Raw genomic sequence first — 7,933 nt, 5'->3', positions numbered from 1 at the left:
CCCCGGCAGCCCCCGCCGCCAAGCCGTTGACCATCGCCTCCGGCATGGGCGAAGCGCGGGCCGCAGAGATCAAGCCGGAGACACCGGTCGCGGCCAAGCCGGCCGCGCCCACGCCAGCGCTGAAGGCCGAGGCCGGCGTCGAGGGCGCCAAGGAAGCCGCCAAGGAAGCCGCTGTACCGGCGCCGGAAGCCGCACCAGTACAGCAACGCCGCGTGCTGCCCAAGCTCAAGTACAAAAAGGAAAAGCCGCCGGAAGAGCAATCGAGCAAGCTGCCGCTGATTCTCGGTGCGCTGGCCGCCGCCTTGCTGGCTGGCGCTGGTGTGTGGTTCTACCTGCGCCGCAAGAAGTCGGGCAAGCCGCTCAAGATATGGCAAGGCTTCCGCAAGAAGCCGCGCACGACCGAAGCGGCTGGTGACGAGTTCCGCGAAGTGCCCACGCCCGAGTGGGCCGCCCCGGGACCGGCGGTCCAGCCCTGATTCCATGTAAGAACTTTTTTCGCATAAGTATATAACTTGAAGCTCTGTCAACGCTCTGACGAACTGGGGTATAGTTATCGACGCTTTCGAGCCTCGCCTTCCCATTTTGAAAGAGCCCCATGACTGCAGCCGACCTTCCATCCCAGGACCAACAACAGTACCAAGCGTTCAAGCAACTCGGTCTCAAACTCGATATGTCACGTGGCAAGCCATCGCCCGAGCAGCTCGACCTGTCGAACGCCTTGCTCGAGGCCGTGGACGGCTACAAGGCCGCTGACGGCACCGACGGCCGCAACTACGGCGGCACGGTTGGCCTGCCGGAGGCGCGCGCATTGTTCGGCGAATTGCTGGCCGTGCCGGCCGCGCAGGTGGTGGTCGACAGCAGCGCCAGCCTGTCGCTGATGCACGACGTCATCGTCTATGCCCTGTTGAACGGCACGCCCGGCAACGTGCCGTGGGTGCGCGAGCCGGTGACCTTCCTGTGCCCGGTACCGGGCTACGACCGCCACTTCGCCATCTGCGAAACGCGCGGCATCAAGATGATCAACGTGCCGATGAACGACGATGGTCCGGACATGGACCTGGTGGAAAAACTGGTGGCCGAGGACGCCAGCATCAAGGGCATGTGGTGCGTGCCGAAGTACAGCAACCCGGGCGGCGTGGTGTATTCCGACGCCGTGGTGCAGCGCCTGGCCGCGATGAAAACCGCCGCTCCCGACTTCATCCTGATGTGGGACGACGCCTATCGCTTCCACCACTTGGGGGCGAAAAAGCTGGAGGTGCAAGATATCCTCAAAGCGTGCGCCGCCGCCGGCAACCCGGACCGTGCGTTCGTGTTCGCCTCCTCGTCGAAAGTGACCTGGGCCGGTTCGGGCATCGCCGCGCTGGCGTCGTCGCCGGCCAATATCGCCTGGTGGACCAAGCTTGCCGGCATCCGCAGCATCGGCCCGGACAAGATCAACCAGCTGCGCCACGTGCGCCTGCTGAAAGACCTGCCGACCGTGGAAGCGCTGATGGAACAGCACGCGGCCCTGCTGAAGCCGAAGTTCGACGCGGTACTGGCGCAATTCGAAGAGTACCTGGGCAAAGTGCCGGGCGTGAGCTGGACCCGTCCGCAAGGCGGCTACTTCATCGACCTGGTGACGCCGGACGGCGCCGCGAAACGCACGGTGGCGCTGGCCAAGGAAGCGGGCATCACCCTCACGCCAGCCGGCGCGGCCTTCCCGTATGGTAACGATCCGAAAGACCGCCACATCCGCATCGCCCCGAGCTTCCCGTCGCTCGACGAAATCACCCAGGCAGCCCAAGGCATCGCCCTGTCCCTGCGCGTCGCCCTCGCATAAGACTTCGGGGTCAGTGCCGACATTCGGACACGAGCGCATCAATTTGCTGACCAGTGCGGTGCAAATAAGTTCAAAAATGTCCGAATGTCGGCACTGACCCCGAAGTAGGGGTGAAAAAAAAGCGCCGGGTGGGCGCTTTTTTGTTGGGCTGGCTGGTTTTACTGGCGGGCCATGCCGGGGATGGTGTTCATCCAGGGATCGGCCAGGTCGCGGATTTCGCGGTCGTTGGCCAGGATTTGTTTGAGCAGGTCGATCTTGCGCAGGCGCGGGGCGCCTTCCAGTGGCGGTACGCCGGTGGCCGTGGCGCGCGCGGCGCTGCCGCAGCGGGCTTCCAGTTTGCCGACGCCATCCCAGTCGCCCATGCGCGCGGCGGCAGCCATCTGGGTGCTCAGGCCGGCAATGTTTTCGTACATCGAGAGGACTTCGGAAGTGTTCATCAGCTCACCAGGATAAGTTGCGAGATCAAGACGGATTACCGCATGTCTTGATTAACGTCCGCTTAAACGGGAACTTGAGGGCAAAATCAAAATAATTTGAAAAAGAGGAAAAAAAAGCTGCCGGACCGAAATCAGGCAGCTTTGGCGGCGAAACAGTGCGAAATATTGTCGCTTACTTCACCAATTCTTCCAGGCCTGCGGACAGTTCGTCCGGCGACGGCATGTCGTCGATCAGGGCGTCGTCTTCCAGGCCCAGTTCTTCGGCCAGCTCGGTCGGGTAGCAGGCGGTGATTTCTTCGGCCGTGAGGCCGGCCTGTTCCACGCGGGCGCGCCAGGCGGCCAGCGACACCACCGCTGCCAGGCGGTTGAGCTCGCCATCCTTGTGCGGCTCGGGGAAGGCCATGATGGTTTCAGCGAAGGTTTCCGGGAATTTCCAGCGGCGGGCCAGTTCGGCGCCGACGTCGGCGAAGGTGTAACCGAACGAGGCCACTTCGGCGTCCAGGCGGCGCGAGTCCATCGGGCCGGCCACTTTATCGAGGGCCATGGCCTTTTCCGGCATGGCCGAGTGGATCACCAACTGGCCGATCGCGTGCATCATGCCGATGGTGAAGGCGAGGTCGGTGTTTTCGCGGGTTTTCTTGGCGATCCACTTGGCCGAGACCGCCGTGTGCAGACTGTAGCGCCAGAATTGCTTGAGGTCGAGGCCGGGCACGGTCTTGAAACCGCTCACCAGGCCGGAGCTGATAACGAGCGTGCGCACCGTGACGAAACCGAGCATCAGCACCGCATCTTCCACCGTGCCGATGCTGCGCGAGACATGGTAGTAGGCCGAGTTGGCCAATCGCAGCAGCTTGGCGCTCAGCACCGGGTCCGTCGACAGCTTCTTGGCGATCTCCTCGGTGGAGACGCTGGCCTTGTCGAAGCTGCTGATCAGTTCTTCGACGACTTTCGGGGCGGTAGGCAACGCGGTCGGATTCTGGAACAGTGCATCAAGTTTCATCTGGGATCTCCTGGGTGTTCGTCGTTGTTAGCACGTTGCTATGGGTTAACTATATAGCGATTCGCCATCAGAAAGAAGCCTTTTGCACCCGACCGTATCTTTTCTGTCGCCCACGGTTTTACATTCTTGGTGAGTGACCGCACAGAAGCTCGACCATGACCGGCCTATAGTGAAACCCATGCACACAACGTTGTGTGTCCGGTAGCTTCAACATTGACCCAAGGAGTGCATCATGAACGAAGATCAAGTCAAAGGTAAGGCGAAGGAAATCGGCGGCAAAATCCAGGAAGGCGCCGGTAAAGTAGTCGGCTCTTCGGAACAGCAGGCCAAGGGCCTCAACAAGCAAGCCGAAGGCAAGCTGCAAAAGAACGTCGGCGACGCCAAAGAAGCCATTGACGACACCCTCAAGGGCAACCGCAACTAAGCCACGCTTGGGATGCAGGTAAAACAAGGGCCGCAATCGCGGCCCTTTTGACGTCTGTCTACATTACTTGGTGGGTTCCGGCATCAGGTTCTTCTTGAAGAAGGCCTCGATCATGCCATACACGTGGCGCTGCGGCACCTTGCCCGAGATACCGTGCTTCGCGCCCGGGTAGGTCATCAGGTCGAACTGCACGTTGCGCGCCACCAGCGCATCGATCATGCGCGTGGTGTTAGTGAACAGCACGTTGTCGTCGGCCATGCCGTGCACCAGCAGCAGCTTCGATTTCAAGCCATCGACGTGCGAGAACACGCTGCCCGACTTGTAACCGGCCACGTTCAGCTTCGGCGTGCTCATGAAGCGCTCGGTGTAGTGGGTGTCGTACAGCGACCAGTCGGTCACCGGCGCCACCGACACGCCCATGGCGATCTTGTCCGAACCCTGCGACAGCAGGCGCAGGGTCATGAAGCCGCCGTAACTCCAGCCGAACACGCCGATGCGCTTCGGATCGATAAAGCTCTGCTTGCTCAGCCACTCGATGCCGGTCAACTGGTCTTCCACTTCGGCGCGGCCCATGTCGAGGTAGATCGGGTCGGTGAACGCGCGCTCGCGGCGGCTCGAACCGCGGTTATCGAGGCGCCACACCACGAAGCCCTGCTGCGCCATGTACTGGTCGAACAGGTTGCCCCACTTGCGCGCGACATGCTGCGCGCCCGGGCCGCCGTAGGTGGACAGGAACACCGGGTACTTTTTGGCTGGATCGAAGCCGGATGGCTTGGTGATCGAGTAGTACATGGTCTGGCCGTCTTTCGACTTGATGGTGCCGTATTCGGGGCGCAGGTGGGCGTCCAGGTATTTCGCGTACGGGTGGCTGGCGTTCAGCTCATTGTGCTCGAGCCAGCTGATCATGGTGCCGTCGGGCCGGCGGATGCTCACCTGGGGCGGCGTGCTTGGATCGGAGTAGGTATCGACGAAGACTTCGCCATTGCCGGCAAAGTTGGAATCGTGCCAGCCGTCGCCTTGGGTGATGCGGGCAGGCTTGTCGGCGCTGGAGCCGTCGAGCCTGAGCGCGTAGGTCTGGCTGTCGGTTACCGCGTCGCGGTTCGATTGCACGAACACGCGACCGGCTTTCTCGTCGACGGCCAGCAAGCGGTCCACGCCCCATTCGCCGCTCGAGATCGGATGCAGCAGCTTGCCATTCATATCGTACAGGTACAGGTGCTTGCGGCCCGTGCGTTCCGACGACCACACAAAACCTTTGCCTTTGGCCAGGAAGCGCAGGTCGTCGAAGATATCGACCCAGGTTTTCGAGGTTTCGGTGACCAGCACGCGCTGCGCCAGCGTGGCGGCATCGACCGAGATCAGTTCGAGTTTTTTCTGGTCGCGGCTCTGGCGCTGGAACAGCAGCGCTTTGCTGTCGCTGCTCCAGTCGGCGCGCACCAGGTAGATATCCTGTTCGCTGCCAAGGTCCACATTGCGAATCGCGCCGCCGGCAGGCGAGACGATCTTCAGTTGCACGGTGGCGTTCGGGTCGCCGGCGGCCGGGTAGCGCTGGTCGATCACGTCGGTACGGTCGGCATAGATCTCGAAGCGGCGCACCACCGGCACCTGCGCTTCGTCGTAGCGCTTGAAGGCGATGGCCGAGTCGTCCGGCGCCCAGTAGTAGCCGGTGGTCTGGTGCATTTCTTCCTGCGCCACGAACTCGGCCTCGCCGTTGTGGATGGTGCCGGCGCCGTCGCTGGTCAGCTGGCGCTCGGCGTTGGTAGTCAAGTCGATCACGAACAGGTTCTGGTCGCGCACGAACGACAGGTAGCGGCCCTTGGGCGAGATTTTCGGATCGAGTACATTGCCCTTGGCGACCAGGCGCGCGGCGTCGGGCTTGGCGGCGTCGATCAGGTACAGGTTGCCGGCGATCGGCACCAGCAGCTGCTTGCCGTCCGGCGACCAGCTGTAGTTGAGGATGCCCTTGAGGGCGGCGGTACGGGCGCGTTCGCGGCGCGCTTTTTCGGCGTCGGACAGGTTTTCTTCCGGCACCAGGGTTTTCGAATCGACCAGGCGCTGGGTCGATTTGTTCTTCAGGTTATATTCCCACAAGTCGAGCTGGAACTGGTTGTCGTCGCGGCCCTTGAGGAAAGTGACGCGCGCGCCGTCCGGCGAGACCTTCAGGTTGCGTACGCCAGGGCCGCTGAGCGACGGGTCGGAGTGGATGCGGTCCAGGGTAAGTTTCTCGGCGGTGGCGTGGCCACCGGCAAGCATTGCACACAGCGTGATTGGTGCGAGAATAAAGCGCATGAAGAATGTCTCGGAAATTATGCAATCCGTGACGATACCAGACTGACTCACTGCTGGCGAGGTAGCAATGTTCTGAATAAGACGGTCAATACCGTTGATAGTTTGGTGCGGTTTTGGCGAACCGCACCAGCGTGGTGATCAGACCGGCGCCGTCTTTACCCGCGCTAGCGAAAGTCGTTGCAGGGCCCAGCTCAGCAGCACCGCAGCCACCGTCAATCCCACCACCAGGCCGATCCAGAAACCGGACGCCGCCATCGGCTGCGCCGGCGCGAACGGCAGCCATTGCGGCGCCAGGCCCAGCCAGCAGCCGATCGGCAGTGCGAAGCCCCAGAACGCCGTCACCTGGATCACCATCGGCTGGCGCGACACCTTGTAGCCGCGAATCGCGCACGACGCCGCCACCTGGGTGGAATCCGATAACTGGAACAGCGCGGCAAACAGCAGCAGGTGCGCACACAGCTCCTGCACCGCCAGGTCCGACGTGTAGGCGCGGGCGATCTGGTAGCGGAACAGCACGATGAAGATGGCCGAGAGCACGCCGAACGCCAGCGACATCCACACGCCCACCCACGAAATGAAGCGCGCCCGCGCCGGTTCGCCTTCGCCCACGGCCTGGCCCACGCGGGTAATCAGGGCAATGCCAAAGCTGAGTGGCACCATGAACACCAGCGAGGTGAAATTGAGTGCGATCTGGTGCGCCGAAATCGGTATCACGCCGTAGCGCGCCACCAGCAGGCTCACCGCGCCGAACGCGCTGACCTCGGCAAAATAGCTGATGCCGATCGGCACACCGAGGCGCAGCATCGAGGCGATCTCGGGCCAGTGCGGGCCTTCCCAGTGCGAAAACGGATACGTGGCGCGGTAGGCCGGCGCGCGCCGGATCCACAGCAGCATGGCCGCGAGCATCAGCCACATGCACAGCGCAGTGGACACGGCGCAACCGACGCCGCCCAGTGCCGGCAGCCCCCAGTTGCCGAACACCAGCAGCCAGTTGACGAACACATTGAACAGCAGACCCAGGATGGCGATCGCCATCACCGGCCGCGTCTCGTTGATGCTGGTGCTGTAGCCGTACAAGGCGCGGTAGGCTGCAAACGGCGGCAAGCCGAAGCTGATGATGTGGACGAACAGCTCGGCCTGGTGCTGCACGTGCGGGGTCAGGTACAGGTGGTCGAACAGCAGCGTGGCCAGGTTGGCCAGCGCCATGGCGATCACGCCCACGCCCAGCGACTTCCACAACGACTGCCGTACCGCGTGCGGCACCCGCGCCAACTGGCCGGCGCCGATGTCGTGCGCGACGATGCTGTTAATCGCCATCATGGTACCGCTGACGGTGACCAGGATGATCGACCAGATCGAAGCGCCCAGGGAGACGGCCGCCAGCTCGTCGGCGCTGGTGTGGCCCGTCATGGCCACGTCCGCCACGCCCATGCCGACGGTGGCCAGCTGGCCGATCAGCATCGGCCAGGCCAGTTGCCACAGCGAGATGACTTCGGCGCGGATATTACGAACGGTGAACGTGTGCTGCATGGAAACCTGCCAGATGGGAGAAACCCTTGATTTTACTGTGAGACACACCAACTTGCGGATTATCATTTGCATCACGAACTCACTGCCCCCTCAAACTGCGCTAGACTGCTTTTCAGGATAGCGGGCAGCCCATACAGGAGCATCAAGGTGGAATACAAGGATTATTACCAGACCCTCGGCGTGGCCAAGACGGCCTCCGAAGACGAGATCAAGAAGGCCTACCGCAAGCTGGTCCGCAAGTATCACCCGGACGTCAGCAAGGAAGCGGACGCGCAAAAGAAAACCCAGGAGCTCAACGAAGCCTACGGCGTGCTCGGCGACGCCGAAAAGCGCGCGGCGTACGACGACCTCGGGCGCGGCCAGCAATTCCGCGCCGGCCAGGAGTTCCGGCCGCCACCGGGCTGGGGCGGTGGCGGCGGCCGTGCCGGTGGGGC

Annotated in this window: 8 protein-coding genes; 4 read left to right on the top strand and 4 right to left on the bottom strand. The window is 62.7% G+C overall.

The window, feature by feature from the left end; all coding sequences use genetic code 11:
• A partial coding sequence (locus tag DUPY_RS24020) for an LPXTG cell wall anchor domain-containing protein (RefSeq protein WP_141749653.1) occupies positions 1 to 476 on the top strand: 476 nt, incomplete at its 5' end.
• A gap of 119 nt (positions 477 to 595) precedes the next feature.
• A complete protein-coding gene (locus DUPY_RS24015) occupies positions 596 to 1,819 on the top strand; it encodes an aspartate aminotransferase type Ic (protein ID WP_070251676.1) in 1,224 nt (407 codons plus the stop codon).
• Between the two features lie 158 nt (positions 1,820 to 1,977).
• Here DUPY_RS24015 and DUPY_RS24010 read toward each other — a convergent pair whose 3' ends face one another.
• Positions 1,978 to 2,256, bottom strand: a complete 279-nt coding sequence (locus DUPY_RS24010; protein ID WP_070251675.1) for a flagellar protein FliT — start codon at positions 2,254 to 2,256, stop codon at positions 1,978 to 1,980.
• Positions 2,257 to 2,428: 172 nt separating this feature from the next.
• Positions 2,429 to 3,256, bottom strand: a complete 828-nt coding sequence (locus DUPY_RS24005) for an HDOD domain-containing protein (RefSeq protein WP_070251674.1) — start codon at positions 3,254 to 3,256, stop codon at positions 2,429 to 2,431.
• 232 nt (positions 3,257 to 3,488) lie between these two features.
• Between DUPY_RS24005 and DUPY_RS24000 the strand changes: the two genes are divergently transcribed.
• Positions 3,489 to 3,680, top strand: coding sequence for a CsbD family protein (locus tag DUPY_RS24000; RefSeq protein WP_019921742.1), 192 nt, complete (start codon positions 3,489 to 3,491; stop codon positions 3,678 to 3,680).
• A 63-nt stretch (positions 3,681 to 3,743) separates the two neighbouring features.
• Here DUPY_RS24000 and DUPY_RS23995 read toward each other — a convergent pair whose 3' ends face one another.
• Complete coding sequence (locus DUPY_RS23995; protein WP_070251673.1) at positions 3,744 to 5,969, bottom strand: S9 family peptidase; 2,226 nt, start codon at positions 5,967 to 5,969, stop codon at positions 3,744 to 3,746.
• A gap of 138 nt (positions 5,970 to 6,107) precedes the next feature.
• The gene (locus tag DUPY_RS23990) at positions 6,108 to 7,499 is read right to left on the bottom strand and encodes an MATE family efflux transporter (protein WP_070251672.1); all 1,392 of its coding nucleotides are present in this window, start codon (positions 7,497 to 7,499) and stop codon (positions 6,108 to 6,110) included.
• A 147-nt stretch (positions 7,500 to 7,646) separates the two neighbouring features.
• On the opposite strand from DUPY_RS23990, the gene DUPY_RS23985 reads away from it, so the two are divergent.
• A partial coding sequence (locus DUPY_RS23985; RefSeq protein ID WP_167359106.1) for a DnaJ domain-containing protein occupies positions 7,647 to 7,933 on the top strand: 287 nt, incomplete at its 3' end.

Origin of the sequence: Duganella phyllosphaerae, assembly GCF_001758785.1 — a bacterium.
Classification (GTDB): domain Bacteria; phylum Pseudomonadota; class Gammaproteobacteria; order Burkholderiales; family Burkholderiaceae_D; genus Rugamonas; species Rugamonas phyllosphaerae.
This window is presented reverse-complemented; position numbering and strand designations above follow the sequence as displayed.